A 22,993-nucleotide genomic window follows, 5' to 3' on the forward strand; every position below is an offset into this window, starting at 1 on the left:
CTCCCGAGCGAATGACACTATGAAAAGCACATCTGGAAAATATGGATCCGTTGCCGTCACAATTCATTGGCTGAGCGCCTTTTTGATCCTGGTGCTTTTGGGCACCGGATTTCGTGCGGCAGCAACGACCGACACCCTTTCGAAGGAGGAGATCCTGACGATCCATGCGTCTCTGGGCATTACGATCTTGCTTTTGACGGTGGCCAGGCTTGTGTGGTGGGCACTTGCCGATCGCAAACCTGTTGCCCTCGCAAGCAGTCCGGCCTGGCAAAATCTCTTGGCCAAATTCGTTCACGGACTGTTTTACATCGTGATATTCGGCATGGCTGCCAGCGGCATTGGCATGCTGGTTCTCTCAGGTGCAGGCTCAGTCCTTTTTGGTGGCGCCACCGCTCCGCTTGCCGACTTTTCCGACTACGCACCACGCATACCACACGGCATCGGTGCACGCGTCTTGCTTTTGCTACTCGCGTTTCATATTGGCGGCGCACTCTTTCACCAGTTCATCAAGAAGGATGGATCAATTGCGCGCATGTGGTACGGCGGACATTGAAGCGACCCTCGGATGTCTCCGCCACAAAGAAGCAGCGGCATCTCAGTCTCAGACTTTAGAACGTAAGTCCTTCTCCCGATTGAGCCCGGTCTCCATCCGTGCCTAAAATTGGATGTCCGTTGGAGGCGGGCAAAAAGATTGAAGCTTTTGGGAGGAAGCTGTCGGATGACTGAAAACACGACCACTCCGGAAAAAAATGCGCCAGCTACCGAAAAGGATGCAACGGGCGCAACCGGACTGCGGCCCATGCCCCAGGTCAGGAAGATTACCGCGAACGACGTGATAGATGCATTGGCGGCTGGTCTTGCGGATATACGGCGCGCTCCGGTTTATGGACTGACGATCGGTGCCCTGTTTGCTGCCGGGGGCCTGTTTGTGGTCTTGAGCGCTGCAGCACTTGAAATGAGTTACTTGTCCTATCCGGCAGCCGCCGGTTTCGTGCTCATCGGGCCATTTGCCGCGGTCGGACTTTATGAAGTAAGCCGCCGCCTGGAAAGCGGCGACGAAGTCTCCTGGAAAACGGTGCTTGGAACCATCTGGGCACAAAAGGGCCGCGAGCTTTCCTGGATGGCCTTCGTTGTGCTCTTCATCCAGATCATGTGGATGTACCAGGTTCGGCTGTTGCTGGCGCTGTTTCTGGGGTTTCGCTCATTCGCCTCATTCGATGAATTCCTGACCCAGGTGATCACAACGCCTGAAGGCCTGATGTTCCTGGCCGTCGGCCATGTCGTCGGCGCGATCCTGTCGCTGCTCCTATTCTCTTTGACCGTCGTGTCCTTCCCGCTGCTTCTGGAAGACGACCGCGACTTCATCACTGCAATGATCACCAGCGTCCGCGCCGTCGTGACGTCGCCTGTGCCGATGATCGGCTGGGCAATTGTTGTGACCGCTGTGCTGATTGTCTCGATGGTACCGGCATTTCTCGGTCTGATCGTAACCCTGCCGATCCTCGGTCATACGACCTGGCACCTCTACAAGAAATGCGTGGTTCTGCCGGAGGAATAATCCGGCAGATAGAGGGCGATCCCGGCTATTGGCTGAACGGGGCACGAGCCGGGTAGTCATCCGGAATGTGTGTTCGCAGCGGGCCAGGGGAAATTGTCTGACAGTCATGAAGAAAACCTCGCTTAAAACTTGAACCAATGGCTTTCGTCTACGCGATAGCGTTCTGTCTGGCACCGTTTTCGATTGAACCACCGAGGAACCAAGTCCGTCTTTAAACAATCAACTCATTTTCAAAAATATATTCAATTCAGGTTCAGCCTATGAGAACCTGAAATCCTTGATGGTGGCACGGTGAGGCCCCGATCCGGTTTTCATTTGAAAGATAGAGACAACGCATGAGCGATGCCCCAGCAGTCAGAACGCCCTGGTCGGGAATAACTGGAATGATGGCCGGTGCAATCGCACTAATCCTGGCGCTCTTCATTCACAGTGCTGGTCCCTTCGATCCCCAGCCAACTATCGGGCAGTCAATTGGGGAAATCGCTGCAGACATTCGTACATCTGCTCTCAAAGGCCTCAAAGGCGAAGCTCAAACGGCAGCCGAAGCCAAGGCATGGAGCCTGGATCGCATCCTCTCAGCTTCAGCTTATGTACTCGGCGGGATCGCAATCATCCTCGGCGTTGTCGGCTTTGTCCTGAAGGAGAACAGGCGCATTGTCATCGCGGCAGTCGGTTTCGGCGGTTTGGCGATCGGATTTCAATTGTTTGTCTGGACAGTCATGATCATCGCCGGCGTGATTATCATCGGATACATTTTGGCAAATCTCGGCGGTATTTTAGGCGACTTTTCCGGCTGAAAGCGATCGATTGAGCGCACTTGCGTTTTCTGCTTTCAACACTCTTCCGATTGGCGAGTTGGACTGATCCCGTTGATTTGCTGGAAGGCCGCAAATGACTGACGGATTAAGTCCCCTAGGCTTCGCCCTCTACTTCCGCTTCCATCGCAGCCTTGCGCTCCCGCCATTCGTTCAGAAGCTCAATGTCCATCTCTGGCGGACGATAGTCGACGCGGGTGAGATACAGTCCGTCCGCCGGGGCAACCGGTCCGCAGGCCTTGCGGTCACGTGCTTGCAGCGCACTTGTGATGTCTCCTGCACCCCACTTCCCCTCGCCGACCAAGCGCAAGGTGCCAACCATTGAACGGACCTGATTGTGCAGGAACGACCGTGAGGAGCACTCGGCAATGACGAATTCTCCCTCTCGATAGACGCTGAATTCCTCAAGTGTCTTTTCCGGGCTCTTGGCCTGGCAGCGCGAATGGCGAAAGGTCGTAAAATCATGATGGCCAACAAACTCCTGCGCAGCGCCGTGCATGGCGGCCGCGTCCAGTTCGGGCTTCACATGCCACGCGAGCCCCAACTGATGGGTCAGCGGTGGCAATCGGTTGTGGATCCGGTACCGATAGGATCTGCGAATTGCAGAGAAACGCGCATCGAAGCCCTCATGCATTTCTTCAACATCCAGGATCACAACCGGGTCCGGCTGACAGTGAAAATTCATGGCGCCCATAATGGTTTTTGTCGGCCATGATTTGCTCAGATCCGCATGACAGGCCTGGCCTGTCGCGTGCACCCCGGTGTCTGTCCGCCCTGCGCCGCCAATCGTTACCACTTCACCCGTGAACGCCTTGATGGCACGTTCGATCACGGCCTGTACAGACGGTCCGTTGGCCTGGCGTTGCCAGCCGCAAAAGGGCCGGCCATCATATTCAACCGTCAGCTTGTAGCGTGGCATTCCCGGCGCCGATCTATTCGAATTCTTGAAACGGTGTTGCAAACGCCACTTCGATCGGCAGGTCGCGGGTACCGGCATCCGTCAAAGCCAAGGCCATGAATGCCGCTCCGGCATAGGGCCCTTGGACTTTCTGGGCCAATTCGGCATCAAAACCGAACCTTGGGAAGAAGGCCGGTGGGCCGAGCACCAGAACCAGGTCTTCGCCGTTTTCCTTCAAGGCCTCCAGTGAAACGCGCGTCAGCGTCGTGCCGATGCCCTTGTTTTGCTTGTCGGGTAAGACGGACACAGGCGCAAGGCAGGCAATCTGCATGGCCTGTCCCGCACCAATAGCAGCCGGTGTTACCCTGCTATAGGCAACATGGCCGACAATCCGTTTGGTTTCATCCAATGCCACCTGCTCCAGAACCAGCGCTCCGCAGTGACGCAGGGTGTTTACCAACCGAGCTTCCCGGTCAGACGGAAAGGCAGCCGAGATCAGAGCCCGGATTTCGCTTTCATCAGCCGGGGTAACGTTTCGGACGGTCAGGTTGGGAATGGCGGTCGGCGGCATCGTTCTTTCTCCTGTCGTTCCAGACTAGTCCAGAACCACCCCTTCAGATAGGGAAACTCCTCGCAGGAAGTCCTCGCCACTCATCGGCCTTTTTCCAGCCCGTTGAACTTCGTCCAGTCGCACGGCCCCTTCGGCACAAGCAATCACGGGTGCTCCATTTGCAGATATCACGGTCCCCGGTGTGCCGGAGCCTTCAGATAGTGCGCTGCGCAGGATCTTCACCCTTTCAGGTTTGGTGCCAAGCGTCATTTCGCACCAGGCACCGGGAAATGGCGACAATCCCCGAATGTGATTGTGAACATCGCCTGCTGTCTGTGACCAGTTGATGCGTGTCTCCTGCTTTGAAAGTTTGGCAGCGTAAGTGACACCCTCTTCCGCCTGCGCCTGTTCACCAAGCGCGCCTCTTGAGAGCGCTGCTAGCGCACGCACCATAAGATCTCCGCCCAAGGCTGAGAGGTGATCATGCAGTTCACCTGCGGTCATGTTTTCGGTAATCGCAACTGACTCAGACATGCAGACCGGGCCGGTATCAAGCCCTTCTTCCATCCGCATCACCTGCACAGCGCTTTCCTTGTCACCGGCCATGATAGCCCGGTTTATCGGTGCTGCGCCGCGCCAGCGCGGCAAGAGGGAAGCGTGCAGGTTGAGGCAACCGAATTGCGGTGCGTCCAAAACCGCCTTCGGCAGCAGAAGGCCATAGGCAACGACGACCGCAACATCCGCATCAAGGCCCGCAAAACGCTCCTGTTCGTCTTCGCTCTTCAGACTGGTGGGTGTGAACACCGGGATACCAAATGATTCCGCAGCTTCGTGAACTGGAGACTTCTTGAGCTCCATTCCGCGTCCTGCCGGGCGTGGCGGCTGCGAATAGCAGGCGACCAGATCATGGCCCTGACCGACGATTTCCATCAGGGTCGGCACCGAGAAATCCGGAGTGCCCATAAAAACAACACGAAGAGACATGGGGGTCCTGAGGCTTAAAAGGATTTTGCCCCTTATTGCGTTTTGGGGCGTGCCTTGCAAGCGTTTGAGTCAGGTTGTTCAAGCGATTGCAGCGAAGGAAAGCGGCATCCCCTTACGCTGCGGGCTATGCCAGGCCGGGTAACAAAACCTTGAGACTTTCTGCCATCATTTCCATGGCAATCGCCGCCAGGATCATACCCATCAGGCGACTCATCACACTGTTTGCGGTTTGACCGATGAAGCGAGACAGAAACGGCGCAGCAAAGAAAGTCCCGACAAGCAGCGCGATTGCGGCCGACACACCCGCGACATAGGCAATTTCCTGCTCCAATCCGCTGACTTGCCCTCTGAAAATGATCATGGTCGAGATCGACCCGGGTCCGAGCAGAATTGGGACTGTCAAAGGATAGATTGCAGGATTGTCCTGTGACTTCATGTGCTCCTTTTCAGAAGTCGTACCATGATGGGCCTGCGTCTTCTGACCGCGAATGAGGTCAAGCGCAATCAACAGGATCAAAAAACCGCCGGCGAGCCTGAATGCGTCCAGCGAAATTCCGAAGACCTTCAGCACGATGTCACCACTCAGCCCGATGAAAATCGCACCGATGCTGAGACTGATCAAAAGCGTGAACGCAACCTTGCGTTCAAACGCCGGCCCCTTGTCAGCGGTCAGAGACAGGAATACCGGCAAATTGGCAATCGGGCTCATGATGGCGAAAAGCGCGGCAAAGATTTTCAGGAAAAACTCCTGATCCATATGCTCTGCCCCTTTTCATTCGCCGGAGATTAGATTCGTCCGGCCTGTTTTGCCTGTTTCGTGAATTTTTTCACGACCCGATCACGCTTCAGTTTTGACAGATAGTCAATGAACAGTTTGCCGTTCAGGTGGTCGAGCTCATGCTGAATGCAAGTCGCCAAAAGGCCGTCGGCCTTGATTTCCTGTTCAGCCCCCTCCCGGTTCAGAAACTGTATTGTCACTTCAGCCGGCCGCTCAACATCCTCGAAATACTCCGGGATCGAAAGACAGCCTTCCTGATAAACCGACATGTCCTCGCTGGACCAGACGATTTTCGGGTTGATGAACACCATTGGTTCCTTAGGGGCATCTTCCTTCGCGACATCCAGCACAAAGATACGTTTCAAGATGCCGATCTGGCTGGCCGCAAGGCCGATGCCCGGGGCGTCATACATTGTTTCCAGCATGTCATCAGCAAGCGCACGGGCATCATCATCGACTGTATCGATGGGCGCGCAGATCTCGCGCAGGACCGGATCCGGAATGGTGATAATAGGGCGTATCGTCATGCGACTGACATAGGCAATCGCGCCGCGCCGGTCAACGCGGAATTCCGCTGCTCCCTAACCGTTTTCAACGCCCTTCGGCAGGGTGCTGGATGGGCCTTCCTTCCGAATCGTTCTATGTTTGTTTCATGAATGAGATCCTGTTTGAGTTTGGCGGACGTCCCGTCACGGTTCTTGAAACCGCGATCGCGGGTGGCTTGCTGCTGCTGACGCTTATTGTCTGGCTGGTCCTGAAGACCATGCGCGAAATCCGGCTGCGTGCCGAGACCGACACTGCTTCTGCGGAACGCATCCACGAACTTGAAAGTCATTTGTCTCAATTGCTGAAAAGCCAGGGTGAGATGACCGGGCGCATGCAGACAATGGCAGAAGTCTTCGGGTCGCGGCAATCGGACATGATGCGAGCCGTCAACGAACGGCTCGACGGCATGGGGCACAAACTTGGACTGTCCATGGCCGATACCAGCAAGCAAACGCAGGAAGGCTTGCGCCATGTACACGAACGGCTGGCCGTCATCGACCGCGCCCAGCGGACGATTACCGACCTGTCCGGTCAGGTCGGCCAATTGCAGGCGATTTTGTCCAACAAGCAGACGCGAGGTGCCTTTGGGCAAGGCCGAATGGAGGCCATCATTCAGGACCAGATGGCACCCAGCACCTATTCGTTTCAGGCAACTCTTTCCAACAACAGCCGTCCGGACTGTCTGATCCACATGCCGAACGGGGCCCCTTCCCTTGCCGTTGACGCAAAGTTCCCACTGGAGGCCTTCAACCTGCTCCGCAATGCGGAAAGCGACGATCAGCTCAAATATGCACAAGCCCAATTTCGACGAGACTTTTCAAAGCATATTCAGGATATCGGCGAAAAATATCTCTTGCCTGGGGAAACCCAGGACACAGCGTTTTTGTTCGTGCCTTCGGAGAGCGTCTTTGCGGAACTGAACGAAAGCTTTGAGGACCTCGTCCAGAAAGCGCACCGGGCACGAGTGGTGATCGTATCACCATCTTTGCTCATGCTGTCGATCCAGGTCATACAATCGGTCCTGCGCGACGCGAAAATGCGGGAACAAGCACACCTCATTCAAGCCGAGGTTGGACACCTGATCGCCGATGTCAGCAGATTGAATGACCGGGTTGGCAAGCTTCAGTCCCACTTTGCGCAGGCGAACAAGGACATCGATCAGATCCTTATCTCAACCGACAAGATCTCCAAGCGCAGCCGCAAGATTGAAGACCTGGAACTCGGTGAGCCTGAAGGCAAAGGACAGGATGTTTCTGCTTCCGAGCCTCAGTTGGCGTTAACGCCCAAATCATGACAACTTGTTTCAGGTCCTTACCTGTTGACCTTGAAACGTAAACTGGCCAACCTCCGCGCGTCCCTTGAGCCCGCATGCCGAGAGCACAAGCCCGACCTCAGTGCGGTTTTTCACGTCCCATCATAGGAGTGTTTCATGCCCATTACGCTGCCAATGGATGTTTCCCAAACTGAGCCGCCGACTACTTTTTCGCCGCCTCAACAAGCACTCTGGTGGTTGAAGAAAGGAGCGCTTGTGCTAGGCCCTGAATGGGAAAAGGCGCATGAAATCTGTCAAGCCTCGGAAGGGGAAGCCGCGCATGACTGGGTCCATGGATTGTGCCATCTGATCGAAAACGACCCGGGAAATGCAGCTTATTGGTTCCGCCGCGCCGGTCGACCAAACAGCACAAATGACATCGCCGCGCTTTGGCAGGAAATTGCGGAATCGATTTGATCTGGCGCTGAAAATGGAGCGCCCCGGATAAGCTATTCAGACCCGACCGCCGGCAAGCGCCGCGCGCGCGTGATTGCTCCCCATTCGGTGTCCGCAATCCTTTTGATGGCCTGATCCAGTGGTTCATGGGAAACGGTCATTGTGTTTCCGTTTGCATGCAGCAAGACGTTGGGGCCGGCCACAATACCGACATGACCGCGCCAGAAAATCAGGTCCCCTCGCCGGAACGCCGACGGATCTTCATGAGAGATCTCTTCGCCGACTTCAACTTCCTGCATGTCACTGTCTCGTGGAGTATCTATACCGGCTGTTTGTGCCGCCAACTGGACCAATGCCGAGCAATCAAGTCCCAGACTTGTCCGCCCACCCCAAAGGTATGGTGTGCCGAGAAACTCCTCTGCAGCAGCGACCCAGTCGCCGTCCCGTGCATCAAGCGGAACCAGATGCTTTGCAACGACCGCGGACCCATCACTCAGTAGAGCGTAATTCAGTCCCCGCGTTACTGCCTCGCCGACAACAGTGACCAGCGACCCCATCGACAGGAACCCGAGCTGCGGAAATTTCAAGTCTGGACCCGGGTACCGGAATGTGCGCAAGGCCCGCACGCGGTGGGTTGCCGCTTTGATTGCTCCAATGCCGTCCGATGAAAACCAGCCGACATATCCATCAGTGTCCAATTGCCCCCAAGCCCAGCCTTCGGTCGTTTGCTCGAACACTGTTACCCACTCACCGCATAGAGCCTCGGTGTCAATCGAGCGGTCGAACCTGGGATCTGCCCGAAAAGCCAGACGGTCCGCCGTTACTTGAAAGATCTCTCCTTCGACGAACCGGTCCACCTGCACACGGCCGTCATAATCAATTGAGGCAAGGTCAGGCCGGACAGGATGTCGGCGGCGATCAAGGGTCTCATTCATAGTTTCTCAACACGGGCCAGAATTCAAAAATTCAGCGAGGCAGTTCCTGCGCCTTTTCAACCACAAGATCTCCAAGCTGCTCCAAATAAAGCGCGCCTTCAACCGTGCGGGTGATAATTACATTGCGTTTGTCGGCTTCGTCCCGCTTCCGCGAGAGAAGGCGCATGCCGCCCAGCGTGTCGAGTGCACGTGTGATGGCCGGCTTCGTGACGTTCAATTTCGCTGCAAGTCCACGCACTGTATGCGGAGGCGGTTCCAGATAAACGGTGAGCAAGATCGTCATCTGACGCGCAGACAAATCCTGTTCGCTGTCGCGAACCAGCGCCAGATTGACTTCATGCAGCAATTTCAGCGCTTGCGACGCGCGAATTTCGACAGCCATGGATCAATGGTTCCATCCCGTTACCACAACCATAAGCGCACAAAAACGTTTCGGAGCCGTTATTTTGCAGATGCAAACTTTTCAGTGATCAGGTCGAACAAACACCTGATACCCTGCGCCTCACCACCTGTTGGTCTTCCCGGTTTTTCCATTGGCGTCCAGCCGTAGATGTCAAAATGGATCCAGCTCTCGGTGTTTTCGACAAAGCAGGACAGGAACAGCGCTGCTGTGATCGAACCGGCAAAGCCGGTCCCGACCGTGTTTATGTGATTTATGTCGGCGATCTTGCTGTCGAGATATTTTAGATATGGCTTCCAGAGCGGGAGCCGCCACAACGGGTCACTTGCTGCTTCTGCGAAAACAGACACATCCTCGGCGAGTTCCTCATCGTCGGTGAAATAGGGCGGTAAATCAGGCCCAAGGGCAACGCGTGCAGCTCCGGTCAGCGTTGCCATATCGACAAGAAGATCGGGCTTTTCTTCATCTGCCAGGGTTAACGCGTCACCGAGCACCAGCCGACCCTCAGCGTCCGTATTGCCGATTTCAACCGAGAGGCCCTTTCGACTTTGCAGAATGTCGCCTGGCCGGAACGCCGAACCAGAGACTGCATTTTCGACACAGGGGATGATCACCCGAAGTCTGACAGGTAGCTTGGCACCCATGATCATGGATGCCAGTCCGAGCACATTCGCACCGCCGCCCATATCTTTTTTCATCAAGCTCATTGAAGAGCCGGGTTTCAGGTTCAATCCACCCGTATCGAAAATCACACCTTTGCCAACAAGTGTAACCTTGGGATCATCCTCCCGACCCCAACTGAAATCGGCAAGGCGGGGCGCACGTGAACTGGCCCGACCAACGGCATGTACCATTGGAAAGCCTTCCTCAAGCAGGTCGTCACCGATGACAATCCGTCCGCTACCGCCATGCGCTTCAAAAAGATCAGCTGCTGACTTTGCAAGCTCCTCCGGACCCAAATCGTTAGCCGGTGTGTTGATCAGGTCACGGGTCAGTTGAACCCCATCGAGGATGGTTCCGATTCGCTCCAGATCAATGCCGTCGGGAACTGCAAGACGTCGTTCCTTTGCGTCTTTGCTGCGATATCGGGCAAATGAATAGCTGGAGAGTGCAAACCCAAGAGCTGCCTGCTCGGGATCCGGAAAGCCATCCGCCAGATGGTAGTCTCCCTCGGGAAGCGTTTTTGCCAGACTTCCCAGTGCCAGGGCTTGTGGCAGGCCTGCTTCCAAGACGCCGAACAATACAGCTGCAAATCCGCCATTTTGAGACGGCACGAGCAGAACAGTAGATGCTTTTCCGGAGTAATCGTTGGCTTCGCACCAGCCTCGCGCCTGGTCCCCTAACTTGGCCAGAATGCCGGGCAGGCTTTCCTCTGTGACCGCGATGATAGGGGTTGAGGTTTCAACTTCGCTTTTGCGAACGAGGCACTGGCGCACGTCTGGCACTCCGGAATTTGAGACAGGTCTTCAACAACAAGACCTAGGACGATGAGGACGCGGGCGCAACATCGTGCACCAAAGGATTGGCATTTTCGCATTTCGCAACGCCGCTTAACCATCCATTAGGGTTAATTATCTATTTCTCATGAGGAACGAGAATGCTGCGGACAACAAGGATGTTGAAGATGCACGCGCCCAGAACCGGATCCGTAAAACGACGCTCACGCCTGAATGCCACACTGTTGGCAATGACTGCGGTTGTGCTGCTTGCGGGATGTGCGTCCAACAAGTCCAACACAGGAACGCACTCACCTGCCACAGGTGGTCATTACACAACACCAGGCTCAGGTTCCGCTCGGGCTGCCGTTACCAAATGGTCGAAAGCCTACGAGAAGGACCGGAAGAATCGAACAGCGATTCTCGGGTATTCCAACGCCCTCAGTCAGAATGGCCAGATGCCGCAGGCGATGGCCGTGCTGCGTGGGGGCGTGATAGCCCATCCGAAAGATCGGGAAATCGCGTCGGCCTACGGCAAAGTTTTGGCGATGAACGGTCGGTTCAGCGAAGCACTCAATGTTTTGCAAGGTGCGCAGCAACCGGCAACACCGGATTGGAAGCTGATGTCCGCACAGGCGGCGATCTATGATCAGACCGGTGAACACGCAAAGGCACGCAGCCTTTACAAACAAGCGTTGAAGATCGCGCCCGATGATCCGACCTTGCTCAACAATCTCGGACTTTCCTATCTGCTTTCCAACGAGCTGCCGGACGCAGAATATACACTGCGCCGCGCCTCGACCTTGCCGGGCGCAGACAGCCGTGTTCGGCAGAACCTGGCACTGGTGCTTGGCATTCAAGGAAAGTACGACGAAGCCATTCAAGTCGCCCAGGCGGAACTGGATCCGCGGCAGGCTCAGGCCAACATCGCCTATCTTCAGGAAATGATGAAAAAGCGACAGGGCTAGGCGGAGAGCCTCCCCCGAACATGTTTTAGGCTTTTGCCGGGAATGGGCGTCCGATATCGGGCGCCCTTTCTGCTTTTCGAACCTAGCTATCAAATGGTGTGTTCAGCAAATCCGCATCTGCGCGGGTGTTCCGCAAAACCAAATACAAGTTTACTCATCAGATTGCCTGCCTAGAAGGAAGATGCTTCGCAACGTTGTTAGCAAGAGTTGAGACGAGCAACTCAGCCCAATGCAAAAGAGGCACGTTCCAACTCAAGTGGAACGCGCCCCGCAGAGTTCATAAGGTCTAAGGCCTGATGGCTACTCGGAGAAGGTTTCGATAACCTGGATCACAGCTGGTCCCATAATGATAAGGAACAGGACCGGCAGGAAGAACATGATCATTGGAACCGTCAGCTTCGGCGGCAGGGACGCAGCTTTCTGCTCTGCCAACTGCATGCGTTGTTCGCGTGTATCGTCTGCCATCGTGCGCAGTGCGGTCCCAATCGGTGTCCCGTAACGCTCAGCCTGTATAAGCGCCATCATCACGTTTTTCACACCGTCAACGCCTGTTCTCTTTGCAAGGTTTTCGTAGGCAATCCGGCGGTCGCTCAAATAAGAGAGTTCTGCGGTCGTGAGCGTCAATTCCTCTGCCAATTCAACGGACTGTACGCCGACTTCCTCCGCAACACGCTTGAAACCTTCTTCGATGGACATACCGGACTCGACGCAAATCAGCATCAAGTCGAGCGCATCAGGCCAAGCGCGCTGAATTATGAGCTTACGTTTGTCGATCTTGTTTTTGAGATAAATATTGGGCGCAAATGCCCCAACACCGGCAAAAGCGATACAAAAACAAAGCTTCGAGAATGCCGGCAACGTATCCGGCATGATCACAAATGCATAGAAGGTCGCAAACACGAAAATGATGAGCGGCAGCGCAATTCGAGCCGTCAGGAAGTAATAAAGCGGGGCAGAACCACGATAGCCCGCCATTCTGAGGTTCTGGATCGTGTTCTCATCTGAAAGCATTTCCTTCAGATTCAAGCGGTCAACCAGGCTCTTCATTTGTGCTTTTGGCTGGTTGCGCAATGCTGCTTTCGCATCACCTTGACCTGCCTGAAGACGGGCACGCTCACGCGCGCGCATCTGATCTCGCTCCAATGCAACCGACTTCATGCGTGATTTCAGGGTGTCACGCGAAAGGAGCGGCATCACAAGAGAGAAAATCGTGCCCGTGACCGCGATCATAGCGAGGACTGCGGCTGCAAATTGCGTCGAAACGATTGTATCAAGGTCCATGCCGACGCCCCTAGAAATCGAAGTTGATCATCTGCCGCATGACCATGATGCCTGTAAACATCCATATCAGGCCGCCGGCAATGATGATGTTGCCTGTTGTTGTTTCAAAAAGGATCATCACGTAATTGGGTGCGATGAAATAGATGATGCCGCCGACGAAAAACGGCAACGAACCGATGATCGCAGCAGAAGATTTTGCTTCCGCGCTGAGTGCCTTGATTTTTCGCTTCATTGCCTTGCGGCCACGCAGAACCCTGGACAGGTTGCTGAGTGCCTCCGCCAGTCCACCACCGGCCTTTTGCTGGATCGCGACCACGATGGCGAAGAAATTTGCTTCCGCAACAGGCACGCGATCCGGCAATCTGCCGACAGCCTCGCCAAGTGAAATCCCCATCACCTGGGTTTCCGTAATCTTTCGGAATTCAGTGGCAACCGGCTCGCGCGCTTCCCTTGCCACAACTTTGATGCAGTCGCTCAACGGAAGGCCTGCTTTCACACCGCGGACAATAATATCCACACCGTTTGGCAATTCATCCAGAAACGCGTTGAACCGACGCTTGCGTTTGTTACCGATATACCAGCGCGGAAAACCGAGCAGTCCGGCAAAGGCAAATGCAATCCCGATCCAAAGGTTCCCCGAAGCAATTAAGGAAACAACGAAGAATATCAGGCTAGAAATAATGCTGAAAATAATGAAGTGTTTCATTTCCCAGCTTAAGCCAGCCTGCTCCATCAAGACTTTGAGCGAGACTTTTTGTTGTTTGTCCTGTTTGGCCTTTTGGCGGTCTTCAAAGTCTTTCAACTGATCCTGAATGGATCTCTTGCGCCGATCCGTGTCGCGCACCTGACTGCGTTGGTTTTCATTTTGAGGCCGTGTTGCTACGGCTTCTATACGCTGGTCGCGCTTCTTGCTGCCGGAAAGCGTTGGCTGAAACAGACTATAGATGATCCCGCCAACCGCGAACATGACGAGCAGTGCAACGGCGATACCGGTGACTTCGGGCGTAAGAAATTCTTCAAGTCCAGACATAGACAGTATTCCGTTACCTATTCGGGCATTTCCGCCGCATCCAGCGCCTGGGCCAAACGACTTTCTTCGCCAAAGTACCTTGCGCGTTCCCAGAATTTCGGGCGGCCGATTCCAGTTGAACGGTGGCGGCCAATGATGTTGCCGTTCGGATCCTCACCAATCATGTCGTATAGGAAGACATCCTGAGTGGTGATGATGTCCCCTTCCATTCCCATGACTTCGGTCACATGGGTGATACGACGAGACCCATCACGCAGGCGCGCTGCCTGAACGACAACGTCAATCGAGGAGACAATCATTTCCCGAAGAGTTCGGGACGGGAGCGAGAAGCCGCCCATTGTGATCATGGATTCAAGTCTCGACAGTGCCTCACGCGGTGAGTTGGCGTGCAACGTACCCATTGAACCATCGTGACCGGTGTTCATGGCCTGCAAGAGGTCAAACGCCTCTGGGCCACGAACCTCACCCACGATGATGCGTTCCGGGCGCATACGCAGACAGTTCTTTACAAGGTCACGCATTGTGATCTCACCTTCACCTTCAAGGTTCGGCGGACGTGTCTCCAGGCGAACGACATGAGGCTGCTGCAGCTGCAATTCCGCAGAATCTTCGCAGGTGATAATGCGTTCTGTATTTTCGATATACGCGGTCAGACAGTTCAGGAGGGTGGTTTTGCCGGACCCCGTACCACCTGAGATCAGGACGTTACATCGTGACCGTCCAATGATTTGAAGGATCGTCGAACCTTCTGGGGTAATTGACCCGAATTTGGTCAGCTGATCGAGGGTGAGTTTGTCCCGCTTGAACTTACGAATGGTGAGTGCAGGTCCATCAATTGCCAGCGGCGGGGCGATGACGTTGACACGAGAACCATCAGGCAGACGGGCGTCACAGATCGGACTTGAATCGTCCACGCGGCGACCAACCTGGCTCACAATCCGCTGACAAATGTTCATCAGCTGAGCGTTGTCGCGGAAGGAAACGCCGGTCTGCTCCACCTTGCCCTGTGTTTCGATGTAGACGGTTTGAGCGCCGTTGACCATGATATCGGCGATGTCGTCACGCGCCAAGAGTGGTTCAAGCGGTCCATAGCCCAGAACATCGTTACAGATGTCTTCCAGCAGGTCTTCCTGCTCGGAAATCGACATGACCACGTTCTTGAGCGCAATGATGTCATTTACGACATCTCGAATTTCGTCACGCGCATCTTCCGCGTCCAACCTGGCCAGTTGAGACAGGTCGATCGCTTCTACCAAAGCATTGAATATTTGTGCCTTGGTTTCGTAATACTCGCTGTTTTTCTTCCGCGCTTGGGGTGCCGGCTGGGCAGGCTCTGGTGGCGGAGGCGGTGGCGCCGCCGCCGCTGCCGGCTGGGCAGCCGGCTCAGCCTGGACCTTTAGGGGAGCAGGTTCTTCTGCTCTAGCGGTTTCTTGTGCCGGAACAGGAGTTTCCTGCAACCCTGGCACACCTGCCGGGCGGAGGGTCTGAGGTCCAGAGGATGAACTGCCACGTCTTCCAAACATAACGAACTATCTGCTCCGTCGAAAACCGGTTTATCCAGCTTTCCGTTTCAGTTTTGACAACAAACCACCAAGGCTTGAGCGCGACGGTCTGCTGGGCTGAGCCTTGCCGGATACCGACTGTGCCAAGTCTTCGAACATGCGTGCAATTGCGTGCTTGTTGTCCATTTCACCGATCATCTGCCCATTGTTGGCCGCAGTGCCAAACAGTTGCGGCTCAAACGGAATGGAGGCCTGAACTTGAAGTCCTAATGCACTGGCAAACTCATCGGGCTTGATTTCAGGTCGCTTCGGAACGTTGACCTTGTTCATGATCAGGTGCGGTGGTCGATCGTTGGGCCGCAACTGCTTCAGCATGTCGACGGTGTTCTTTGCATTGCGCAGATTTGCAAGATCAGGCTCCGCGACCAGAACAATTTCGTCGACACTTAGAAGCGTATCCTTGACCCAAGCATTCCAGACATGCGGTACATCAAGCACGACAAGCGGCACGCTTGATCGCATGGTCTCAAGAAGCGGCTCGAACGCTTTTTCATTTTGATCATAGGTGCGCTCAAGCGTTGCCGGAGCTGCCAAAAGGCTCAGGTGATCACTGCATTTGGACAAGATGCGATCAAGGTAGGTTTCATCCAGACGCTCGGGCGAAGAGACCGCCTCGAAGACCCCTTGTAACGGATCCTGGTTGTAGTCCAGGCCCGCTGTGCCGAATGGCAAGTCCAAGTCAGTCACGACAACTTCAGTCTGGAAGCTTCGGGCAAGCGACCAGGCACCGTTATGGGCAACGGTCGAAGAGCCGCATCCGCCCTTCACGCCAAAAAAGGCAATGGTTCGTCCGAGCGGTTCAGCTTCCGGATCCGCGTAGAGATTGCCGACTGACCCAATCAGCTGAAAAACGCTCACGGGTGCAATGAGGTACTCACTCACTCCCCTTGCAATCAGTTCGCGATACAGCGTGACGTCGTTCACATCACCGATCACGATCACCTTTGTACCCGCATCGCAGAACTCGGCGAGGTGGTCGAGATTTGTCAGCAATTCCTCACGCTGACCTATTGTTTCGACGATAATCAGATTGGGCGTCGGCGCTTGTTCGAATGTTGAAATTGCAGCCGGAATCCCACCTGAATCAAGCTTCAGGTGTGCCTTGGCCATACGCCGATCTTCCATCGCAGCTTCCGCAACACGCATGGTGGCATCACTTAGACAGAACGCGTGCACGGTTATGCGGGGTATGGCATTTATCTGCATACCTTCTTCATTTACCGTTTGCTGCTGTTCGAACGGCGTTGACGCAGCCTCGAGATATCCGGCCATATCGTTGAAATCCTGATTAGCGCTCATACTTTCACCTATTCGGAAACAGAAGCTCCGACACCTTCTTCAAATTCAGATGCAGTCTTCTTGCCTTCACGGTAGTTCTCAAAAACAACAGCGCGACGCGCCTGATCAGACGGTGTCGATGCTCTTGGCGTGATCAGATCAGACGGGTTGTCAACCATCACGGCCAGGTTCGCCTGAGAAGCACAGCCGAAGTTTTCGTAGTCTGTGTTTTCACCGATGCCACCACCGATGTTTCTCGGCCAGGCACCACATTTTCCTGCAGTCGCCTGCATTCGTGCGTAGGAAAGGCGAATTGGAGCATCCGCAGAGGGGTCCTGCACTGCGTAAGTACGCGTGCTGATCTTAGACCGGCTCAATCCACCGTCTTGCAGGGCTTTGCGGATGTCAGGCGTTACCGCATGAACAGCGACGTCATTTGCACCCCCTGAAGGCACCAGAATTTCGACAGCACCATTACCCTTGTTACGGGATTCGGCCGCGAATGCAGAAATCGTGTGTTCGATTGGGCCGTAAAGGTTTCGTGTGTTTCGACCGATAGGAAGATCGAGGGTTTCGGGCTCTTCGGTGATCACAATGGGATGGCGCAAGCGATAATCGTTGGAAGCCAAAAGGCCGTCCGGATTTTGTGACTGACTCTGACAGCCCACGATCGTCAGACAACCGAGGAAGACAAGAACAGGCTTTGATACGGCTGCAAACCGGACTTTCGTTTGTTTACTCATCCGTCCGTCCTCACTTGTAGATGAAGCCGACCTGGCCGTGATACGTGCCGGCCACGTCACCAGTCGGGTTGTAGATTTTGTTCAACCGGTTCAGGAAAATCGTCTCTGCATCAGAAGCCGGTAAAAGGTTCTTGTCTGGCCGCACCATTTTGCTCGCGGCAACGGGACGAACCACATAAGGGGTTACGAACACCGCCAATTCGGTCTGGTCCCGCAAGAAATCACGGCTTTTGAACAGTGCTCCCAAGATTGGAATCTGCATCAATCCCGGCACTCCCTCAACCGCTTGCGAATAGGACTCCTTGAGCAGCCCCGCCATGACCAGAGTTCCACCTGATGGCAGTTCCATGGTTGATTCTGCGCGGCGGACTTTCAGGGCGGAAATTGTGATACCGCCTGCGGAGACAGCGCCTTCGTTACTGAGTTCACTGACTTCGGTTTTAACGCGAAGGCTAATTCTGCCGCCGGAGAGAACAACAGGTGTGAAATCGAGGCCAACACCGAACTTCTTGAACTCTACCGAGATTTCCCCGTCATCGCGAGAAATCGGGATCGGGAATTCACCGCCTGCCAGGAAACTCGCATTTTCACCGGAGATGGCCGTTAGTGTTGGTTCTGCCAGGGTTCGAATGACACCCTCGCGCTGAAGCATCTGAACCTGAGCCGTGATGTTGCTCGAACCACTTAAGAACTGTGTGCCGCCTGTCGCCTGATTGACGATGGAAGGGTTGACGGTAAAGTTTGGAAGGTTCGAAAAGAACGGTGTGAAGTTTCCAGTTCCAACAGTTCCAGAGAACTGAACACCAAGCTGCTTGATAATGGTACGTTCCACTTCAGCAACTGTAACTTTTAGATGGACCTGATCTTTGCCTTCAACTGAAATGAGATTGACAACTTCCGTGGCAGAGCCAGCACCTTGAAACTTTGTTGCAATATCAGCCGCTTGTTGAGCTTCAAGAGTACTCTTTGCGGAACCACTCAGGATCACATTTCCATTCACTGATTCTGCAGAAATCTTGCTTCCGGGGATAAGCTTGCGAATGATCCGAGTCAGATCTGACGTATCTTTTTCAACTCGAATATTGAAACTTGCAAGTTCGCGGCCGCTGCGACTGAAGAGAACCAGTCTTGACTGTCCCGCCGTGTTGCCGATGACAAATATCCTGCGAGGCGTTCTGAGTACCGCATCTGCAATTTCCGGATTGGACACAAGTACATCAGCAGCATCTTCTGCAAGATTAACGACAACGGAGCGTCCGATACCCACGTTTAGGATGCGACCGCTTGCTCTTTCCCCCGCAGCGATATGGACCTGGCTCGGAAAGTTTCCTTCAGCCAGTGAGGCGCTTGTCGGCATTGCGACCGAAGCTCCCAACAGCAATGCTGCCGCTGCAAATTTGACTATCTGCTTTTTCATTGCGCCCCTCACACTGGACATTCTGTTGTGACCGGGTCTCATTGCGCACCTGCCTGGCTCGTTACGCCGTATTTTACGTAGCTGACACCGCGACGTCGGGAATTGTCCGCTTCCGCGTCATCCGCCGAATCTTGGGCGCTGCGTAACGCTAGGTCGAGCGTCCCGACCTGCTGAGACTGAGTTATGATTTCCGACTCAGCCAGGGTTAGTTCAAGAGTTGCTGTCTTCTTTGGTGAAAGATTCTTCTGCTCTTGTTCGCCAGCTGTTGTGCTGTCGATCGCCAGAACCCTGATGTTCTCCAGGATTGTCTCGCTCAGAGCACCACCCGAATCCGATGACCGCGTCAAAATGACGTCTACTTTGTCACCGGGTAAAATGAACCCGCCTGCGGTGGTTTCAGCTTCCACACTGACAGCGATTGCTCTCTTTCCTTTCGGGAGGATCGCTGCCATGAAACCTTTATCCGTATTGATCAATCGCTCAGGGCGAACAGGTTCCCCGGCAAAAATCGGCACTCGCGCGATTCGGCCTTGATACTCGGTATCAGCGGAAGGATTCGATTTTTCGGTCACGGCCCCAAGTGGAACCGTGTCTTCTGGCCAATCGGCCCACGAAAGATCTTCTTCCGTTAGCTTTCCGCCAAGGCTAATGTCCTTTGCCGCTACCAGAACCTTGGAATTCTCTTCTGAAACCGGCTCTTGAACGACTTGCGGCTCTCTATCGTTACCGCCGGATGACATTACCAAGCGGAACGCGATGAAGCCGGCAACCACTGCGATCGCCAATACAAATATGCGTGCCAGTTTCATGACCAATACCCAATAGTTCGCTGCGCGTTTGCGCTACCTTGCGTAGTGTGCGGGTGAATTGGTCAAAACATGGTTAACCAGATCTGGATGTTTTTGGTTAATTTTCGTTAACTTTACTGAATGTGTTACTAAAAGAGTGCATTTTGCACTTTCACGCTAGAAAACCACGCACGGTTTTACCTTGCGAAAATATAAAAATCGTTTTTGAGAAAGGAAGAGCGTATCTAAATGCTCTGGATTCGTCAGCTAATAAGCTGAAACCAAGCTGTATGTGGATAGACTTGAAGACCGGCAATCGCAATGGCGATTCCATAGGGAATGCCACTATTTCGGTCGTGCAAACGCGCAAACCAGTCTTGCTGGATTAAAATGATTGGCACGATCAACTTTTGTCTCATCAGCAACAATCCAATGGTTAAAACCATTCCGTAAATCGCTACAAGTATCGCAAATGCCGCCAATTCAGGTGTAAATCCGATCCAAAGTGAAATTGCACTAATGAATTTCACATCACCGCCACCCATCCAATTGAAAGCAAAAAACACGAAGCAGGGGACAAAAACGACGGCAAGACCAAGGGCGTGCAGTCCCCAAGCCTGTAACGGCAACCCAACTGCCAGAGCCAAAAGGCAAAAGCCAGAAATTAAGAGAACTGTGACCCGATTTCGAATTGTCATTGTCAACAAGTCCGAAACACCACCATATGCAACCAGCATTGGAAAGATGACAAGTACGGCAGCCTGAATCATTACGAACTCGTTCTTCAAACCCTAGTTGAACTAATACTTACCGAAATTCGTTAAAATCGCGCAAAGAGACTAGATACAAAAAATGGGCGGTGAACCGCCCATTTCTAGATGAAAACATCGACTTCAAAATTTGCCGATTAGTCGATTGCGGTGTCGGCCTTCTTCAGGGTCGTCGAGATGGACGTGAAGATAGCAGACAACGACGTGCCTGTCGCAGTCACCGCAGCAAGAATGATGATGGACAGCAGGCCAGCGATCAGGCCGTATTCGATTGCAGTTGCGCCAGATTCGTCTTTTACGAAACGGTTGATAAGAGATTTCATTGTGTTTGCTCCAAGTACCACTAATTGACAGCTTCAAAAGCCCGTCGGATCTTTTGTCAGTCCGATCGGACATGAGCTCAAACTAGGACAGAGAGCTTTCCAACCAGTTAAATTTGACATCTATCTTTGTGAAAGTCGCCACAAATACATCTATAGTTAATAATGAGTATAGATAAAAAACAGTTAATCTGAAATATGAATCATTTAATATTCAAAATATTTCGTATTTTTGGTTCGCATATTTCAAATTTTACTTACAATGCATCAGCCGGAACGACGTCACCTTCATTTTATGGGATACCAACTCAAAATGAATCAAATAATTATCCGACGAGTCAATTCATTAAACCTGGGCAACGGAAGTGATTGCTGTCCAACTCGAAATCGACCGTGATCTGTTCTTCTTTTTTTGCATGCGAAACTCGCAAGCAATTCTGCAATTCGAGCGCCGTTAGCAGATCGTTCACCACGTTTGCCGCATAATATCGCGAGAAAAGCCCGATATGGAGTACCCATAGGCATGTTTAAGAAGCTGATCAAATGGACGAGTGTGTTTACACTTGTGTTTCAAGCAGGCGTCGCAATCGCTCAAGATGGGCCAGTCATGGTCACCGTCGACCGTGCAAAGGTGTTTCGGATCGATGATGGTGCCTCTGCGGTTATCGTCGGAAATCCATTTATTGCCGATGTCTCAATGTTTGACCAAAACACTGTCGTTATTACCGGCAAGAGCTACGGCACAACGAACCTTGTCATTCTGGACGCGAATAACAAGCCGATCGTTGATGAGATCATCACGGTTCGTGCATCTGAAGAAGGTGTCGTTTCGGTATACAAAAAGTCGTCTCGCATGACGCTGTCCTGCAGCCCGACCTGCGAACCAACGCTTCGTCTCGGGGACAACAACGACGCCTTCAAGGAGACCGCCGAACAAGCTACGGCCCGCAACGAGCTTGCTGTTCAAGCGGCCAGTGGCGGTTTTTGAGCGTTGATTGCGGGGTCATAATGACATGCGTTTGAGAAAAGGAAATACGATGTCACGATTTCGGCGACGTTTCTTTTCTATCCGCAAAGACGAAAGCGGTGCGACGGCAATCGAATTCGGTCTCGTCGCAATTCCGTTTTTTCTGATCCTGTTCGGAATTGTTGAAGTCGGTCTCATTCACATGGTGAACCGAATGCTGGACAATGCGGTCATCGAAGCGTCGAGAATGATCAGAACCGGTCAAGCGCAAACATCGGGTTTCGGCGCCGACGATTTCGAGGGTGAAATCTGCAACTCCCTACCAGCATTTCTGTGCAACACAGAACGTATCGTCGTCGTTGTCGACCAAATCGACAGCTTTTCAGCCGCAGGTTCAACGAACGATATGTACGATGCCGATGGCGACCTCGTCGAAGATTCTAGCTACACCTCTGAAGCCAACAATTCTGGTGAGATCGTTGTGGTGAATGTCGTGTACCGCTGGCCCATGATTACGTCGCTGCTGTCTCTCAATCTGGCTGATCACGGCACCGAACGTCATCTCACATCAACACTGGTATTTCGCAATGAACCCTGGGAATAGCAGACACTTTTACAAGCTCGCCTCATTGTTAAATATTGCGCCCATCTCGAGACGGTTGCAGTCAGACACCCGGGCTGTTTCAGCTGTAGAGTTCGCATTGATACTTCCTCTGATGCTGCTAATTCTTATCGGCATGGAGGAAGCTACGGGTGCTCTGAATCAGGACCGCAAAGTCAGTCGTATCGCAAACTCCGTTACCGACCTTGTCGCCCAAGCACAGACTGTCGACAAGAACGATCTTCAGGGCATTATGGATCTAGGCGAAAAGATCTTGACCCCCTACCCCGCTGATACTCTGGATATTGTGCTAGCGAGTGTTACCTTTGACGAAGACGGCGATGCCTCCGTTGACTGGAGTTTAAACAAGTCAGGCGGCGAACCATGGGCACCAGGAGCTGTGCCCCCTGTAACACTTCCGGGCACCGTCTCTGTCGCGAACACATCCATAGTCGTTGGACAAGTGAGCCTAACTTATACACCGACCTTTGCCGGAATCTTCACCGAGGTCTTTGACCGTGACTCTGCCATAGACCTAGGCGACACCTATTATCTACGGCCGCGTCTGACCAACACCGTTGCCTGTTCCGATTGTTGACAACAGGCAGTATCAGCTTGCTTTGAGCAGCAGCAACGGCAATTTACTCATCCCACTTGTTT

26 protein-coding genes are annotated in these 22,993 nt (G+C 53.6%); 9 read left to right on the top strand and 17 right to left on the bottom strand.

Features of this window, described 5'->3' with window-relative positions:
- Positions 1-19: 19 nt before the first annotated feature.
- The 3 genes from FIV00_RS26580 to FIV00_RS26590 all read left to right on the top strand — a co-directional run bounded on the left by FIV00_RS26580 (position 20) and on the right by FIV00_RS26590 (position 2,355).
- Entirely contained in the window at positions 20-553 is a 534-nt protein-coding gene (locus FIV00_RS26580) for a cytochrome b (protein WP_152503532.1), read from the top strand.
- Positions 554-799: 246 nt separating this feature from the next.
- Positions 800-1,558: a DUF2189 domain-containing protein gene (locus tag FIV00_RS26585; RefSeq protein WP_209007100.1), complete on the top strand. Its 759-nt coding sequence runs from the start codon at positions 800-802 to the stop codon at positions 1,556-1,558.
- Positions 1,559-1,893: 335 nt separating this feature from the next.
- Entirely contained in the window at positions 1,894-2,355 is a 462-nt protein-coding gene (locus tag FIV00_RS26590; RefSeq protein WP_152503534.1) for a hypothetical protein, read from the top strand.
- A gap of 115 nt (positions 2,356-2,470) precedes the next feature.
- Here the strand turns inward: FIV00_RS26590 and truA are convergent, their stop codons facing one another.
- The 5 genes from truA to def form a co-directional block, all read right to left on the bottom strand.
- Positions 2,471-3,292, bottom strand: coding sequence for a tRNA pseudouridine(38-40) synthase TruA (gene truA / locus FIV00_RS26595; RefSeq protein WP_152503535.1), 822 nt, complete (start codon positions 3,290-3,292; stop codon positions 2,471-2,473).
- A gap of 13 nt (positions 3,293-3,305) precedes the next feature.
- On the bottom strand, positions 3,306-3,842 hold the full coding sequence (locus tag FIV00_RS26600; RefSeq protein WP_152503536.1) for a GNAT family N-acetyltransferase: 537 nt from the start codon (positions 3,840-3,842) through the stop codon (positions 3,306-3,308).
- Positions 3,843-3,866: 24 nt separating this feature from the next.
- Positions 3,867-4,805, bottom strand: coding sequence for a methionyl-tRNA formyltransferase (gene fmt, locus FIV00_RS26605; protein WP_152503537.1), 939 nt, complete (start codon positions 4,803-4,805; stop codon positions 3,867-3,869).
- 124 nt (positions 4,806-4,929) lie between these two features.
- A complete protein-coding gene (locus FIV00_RS26610) occupies positions 4,930-5,562 on the bottom strand; it encodes a MarC family protein (RefSeq protein ID WP_152503538.1) in 633 nt (210 codons plus the stop codon).
- A gap of 29 nt (positions 5,563-5,591) precedes the next feature.
- On the bottom strand, positions 5,592-6,110 hold the full coding sequence (gene def, locus FIV00_RS26615) for a peptide deformylase (RefSeq protein ID WP_152503539.1): 519 nt from the start codon (positions 6,108-6,110) through the stop codon (positions 5,592-5,594).
- A gap of 89 nt (positions 6,111-6,199) precedes the next feature.
- On the opposite strand from def, the gene FIV00_RS26620 reads away from it, so the two are divergent.
- Together FIV00_RS26620 and FIV00_RS26625 are read left to right on the top strand one after the other, a co-directional pair.
- Complete coding sequence (locus FIV00_RS26620; RefSeq protein ID WP_152503540.1) at positions 6,200-7,423, top strand: DNA recombination protein RmuC; 1,224 nt, start codon at positions 6,200-6,202, stop codon at positions 7,421-7,423.
- A gap of 135 nt (positions 7,424-7,558) precedes the next feature.
- A complete protein-coding gene (locus FIV00_RS26625) occupies positions 7,559-7,858 on the top strand; it encodes a hypothetical protein (protein ID WP_152503541.1) in 300 nt (99 codons plus the stop codon).
- A 32-nt stretch (positions 7,859-7,890) separates the two neighbouring features.
- On the opposite strand, the gene FIV00_RS26630 is transcribed toward FIV00_RS26625, so the two are convergent.
- The 3 genes from FIV00_RS26630 to FIV00_RS26640 are packed head-to-tail and all read right to left on the bottom strand — an operon-like array spanning position 7,891 to position 10,608.
- The gene (locus tag FIV00_RS26630; protein ID WP_152503542.1) at positions 7,891-8,772 is read right to left on the bottom strand and encodes an NlpC/P60 family protein; all 882 of its coding nucleotides are present in this window, start codon (positions 8,770-8,772) and stop codon (positions 7,891-7,893) included.
- Positions 8,773-8,803: 31 nt separating this feature from the next.
- Positions 8,804-9,154, bottom strand: coding sequence for a MarR family transcriptional regulator (locus FIV00_RS26635; RefSeq protein ID WP_152503543.1), 351 nt, complete (start codon positions 9,152-9,154; stop codon positions 8,804-8,806).
- A 59-nt stretch (positions 9,155-9,213) separates the two neighbouring features.
- Positions 9,214-10,608 carry a M17 family metallopeptidase gene (locus FIV00_RS26640; protein ID WP_152503544.1) on the bottom strand — a complete coding sequence of 465 codons (1,395 nt, stop codon included), beginning with the start codon at positions 10,606-10,608 and terminating at the stop codon, positions 9,214-9,216.
- 188 nt (positions 10,609-10,796) lie between these two features.
- Between FIV00_RS26640 and FIV00_RS26645 the strand changes: the two genes are divergently transcribed.
- Entirely contained in the window at positions 10,797-11,576 is a 780-nt protein-coding gene (locus FIV00_RS26645; RefSeq protein ID WP_152503545.1) for a tetratricopeptide repeat protein, read from the top strand.
- Between the two features lie 300 nt (positions 11,577-11,876).
- Here the strand turns inward: FIV00_RS26645 and FIV00_RS26650 are convergent, their stop codons facing one another.
- From FIV00_RS26650 to FIV00_RS26690, 9 genes are all read right to left on the bottom strand, one after another.
- A complete protein-coding gene (locus FIV00_RS26650; RefSeq protein WP_152503546.1) occupies positions 11,877-12,857 on the bottom strand; it encodes a type II secretion system F family protein in 981 nt (326 codons plus the stop codon).
- 10 nt (positions 12,858-12,867) lie between these two features.
- Entirely contained in the window at positions 12,868-13,887 is a 1,020-nt protein-coding gene (locus FIV00_RS26655) for a type II secretion system F family protein (protein WP_152503547.1), read from the bottom strand.
- A gap of 17 nt (positions 13,888-13,904) precedes the next feature.
- Positions 13,905-15,410, bottom strand: coding sequence for a CpaF family protein (locus FIV00_RS26660; protein ID WP_173006175.1), 1,506 nt, complete (start codon positions 15,408-15,410; stop codon positions 13,905-13,907).
- Positions 15,411-15,440: 30 nt separating this feature from the next.
- Positions 15,441-16,748: a CpaE family protein gene (locus FIV00_RS26665; RefSeq protein WP_152503549.1), complete on the bottom strand. Its 1,308-nt coding sequence runs from the start codon at positions 16,746-16,748 to the stop codon at positions 15,441-15,443.
- 8 nt (positions 16,749-16,756) lie between these two features.
- Positions 16,757-17,470 carry a CpaD family pilus assembly protein gene (locus FIV00_RS26670; protein ID WP_152503550.1) on the bottom strand — a complete coding sequence of 238 codons (714 nt, stop codon included), beginning with the start codon at positions 17,468-17,470 and terminating at the stop codon, positions 16,757-16,759.
- 10 nt (positions 17,471-17,480) lie between these two features.
- Positions 17,481-18,887, bottom strand: a complete 1,407-nt coding sequence (locus tag FIV00_RS26675; protein WP_209006722.1) for a type II and III secretion system protein family protein — start codon at positions 18,885-18,887, stop codon at positions 17,481-17,483.
- 38 nt (positions 18,888-18,925) lie between these two features.
- Positions 18,926-19,696 carry a Flp pilus assembly protein CpaB gene (gene cpaB, locus FIV00_RS26680; protein ID WP_152503552.1) on the bottom strand — a complete coding sequence of 257 codons (771 nt, stop codon included), beginning with the start codon at positions 19,694-19,696 and terminating at the stop codon, positions 18,926-18,928.
- A gap of 242 nt (positions 19,697-19,938) precedes the next feature.
- Positions 19,939-20,445 carry a prepilin peptidase gene (locus FIV00_RS26685; protein WP_152503553.1) on the bottom strand — a complete coding sequence of 169 codons (507 nt, stop codon included), beginning with the start codon at positions 20,443-20,445 and terminating at the stop codon, positions 19,939-19,941.
- 137 nt (positions 20,446-20,582) lie between these two features.
- Positions 20,583-20,768, bottom strand: a complete 186-nt coding sequence (locus tag FIV00_RS26690) for a Flp family type IVb pilin (protein WP_152503554.1) — start codon at positions 20,766-20,768, stop codon at positions 20,583-20,585.
- A gap of 520 nt (positions 20,769-21,288) precedes the next feature.
- Here FIV00_RS26690 and FIV00_RS26695 point away from each other — a divergent pair.
- From FIV00_RS26695 to FIV00_RS26705, 3 genes are all read left to right on the top strand, one after another.
- Positions 21,289-21,753 (top strand): pilus assembly protein N-terminal domain-containing protein, encoded by a 465-nt coding sequence (locus FIV00_RS26695; RefSeq protein ID WP_152503555.1) that lies wholly within the window; start codon positions 21,289-21,291, stop codon positions 21,751-21,753.
- 49 nt (positions 21,754-21,802) lie between these two features.
- On the top strand, positions 21,803-22,336 hold the full coding sequence (locus FIV00_RS26700; protein ID WP_173006176.1) for a TadE/TadG family type IV pilus assembly protein: 534 nt from the start codon (positions 21,803-21,805) through the stop codon (positions 22,334-22,336).
- A gap of 112 nt (positions 22,337-22,448) precedes the next feature.
- Positions 22,449-22,931 (top strand): hypothetical protein, encoded by a 483-nt coding sequence (locus FIV00_RS26705; protein ID WP_209006723.1) that lies wholly within the window; start codon positions 22,449-22,451, stop codon positions 22,929-22,931.
- The last annotated feature ends 62 nt before the right edge of the window (positions 22,932-22,993 follow it).

The organism is Labrenzia sp. THAF82 (assembly GCF_009363435.1).
Classification (GTDB): Bacteria; Pseudomonadota; Alphaproteobacteria; order Rhizobiales; family Stappiaceae; genus Roseibium; species Roseibium porphyridii.